At 43.6% G+C, this 1,414-nt stretch carries 2 protein-coding genes; one reads left to right on the forward strand and one right to left on the reverse strand.

Going from position 1 to position 1,414, the window contains the following annotated elements:
• Positions 1–165: 165 nt before the first annotated feature.
• Entirely contained in the window at positions 166–903 is a 738-nt protein-coding gene (gene rpaB / locus AC805_RS03025) for a response regulator transcription factor RpaB (RefSeq protein ID WP_009627375.1), read from the reverse strand.
• A 244-nt stretch (positions 904–1,147) separates the two neighbouring features.
• On the opposite strand from rpaB, the gene AC805_RS26035 reads away from it, so the two are divergent.
• Positions 1,148–1,321, forward strand: a complete 174-nt coding sequence (locus tag AC805_RS26035) for a hypothetical protein (RefSeq protein ID WP_190315982.1) — start codon at positions 1,148–1,150, stop codon at positions 1,319–1,321.
• The last annotated feature ends 93 nt before the right edge of the window (positions 1,322–1,414 follow it).

Genomic DNA, 1,414 nt, shown 5'->3' on the forward strand with positions numbered 1-1,414 from the left:
TATAGCTACAGTCACTTGAATTAGGACAAATCAAACCCCAAGAATTGACTGGCGGCGCTTCGCGCCACCAGTCAATTCTTGGGGTTTATGTCCTAGTACATTTGGCGATAGCTATAAAGATCAAACAACAAGCCCAAAAAATGACCTCCACGGGAGGTCATTTTTTTAGGCTTGTTTTGATTCTGAACCATCAATGATACGTTGGAATAGATAGCCTGTCCCCCTTGCCGTTAGGATTAACTCAGGATTGCTAGGATCTTCTTCAAGCTTTGCCCGCAGACGAGAAATATGTACGTCAACGACGCGCGTATCGACATGACGCTCGGGGGTATATCCCCAAACCTCTTGTAAAATTTCGGCTCTTGAAAAAGCCTCGCCCGATCGCCCGACCAATAATTCCAACAAACTGAACTCCATACCTGTCAAACGAATACGCTCGTCAGACTTATAGACTTGACGCTTGTTAGTATCGATCTTGATCGTATTAATATGAATCACACCAGAACTGGGGATACCCGATGTGCCATTGCGATCAAATCGTCGCAATACCGAACGAATCCTTGCTTCTAATTCTTTGGGCGAAAAGGGCTTTACAACGTAGTCATCCGCACCTAATTCAAGTCCAGTAATGCGATCGGCAACATCACCTAAAGCTGTCAGCATGATAATCGGAATATCAGATTCTTTTCGTAGCTCTTGACATACCCCGTAGCCGTCGAGTTTGGGCATCATGACATCGAGAACTACCAAGTCAGGATTTTCTGTATGAAAAACTTGGATCGCTTCTTCGCCATCTGCGGCGGTGACGACCTCGTAACCGATCATTGAAAGACGTGTCTCCAGAATCCGACGAATACTTGCTTCGTCGTCCACAACTAGAATTTTTTCCTTATGGTTTTCCAAGCCAGTTTACACTCCACTATGTTGCTAGCTGCAATTCAGTAAAATTTTATTGTTTTACATATTTATTTAACTAAGTTTACAAGAAATTGGTCGTTACAATCCGAAAACAAAACTTAAAGTTTCAGAATATGAGTTTATCCAAGCAAGAGACGTATAGAGGGTTATTTCGGTTTTATAACGGGCTTTGTGCGGGGGATTGCGATAAAATTGGGTGAAGCTTTAGACAAAATGAGGATTTTCGATCGTGACTGAACCAACTCAAGTACCACAGGCTACCGATCCCAAAATGGGATTTAACACCTATGCAGAGCGCTTAAACGGTCGTGCGGCAATGGTCGGATTCATTATTGCTGTAGCGATCGAACTTGTTACTGGGAAGGGATTGTTAGCATGGCTAGGGCTAATTGATATAAGCTAGGGAGACAAAGGGGGCGGTACGCCTTCTTTACACTGTTCTAGCTAAGTAAGTGGGCTTAATTAAATATAAAACCCTAAAACCTGCGGCGCACGC

The sequence above is a fragment of the Pseudanabaena sp. 'Roaring Creek' genome (genome assembly GCF_001402795.1).
GTDB lineage: Bacteria > Cyanobacteriota > Cyanobacteriia > Pseudanabaenales > Pseudanabaenaceae > Pseudanabaena.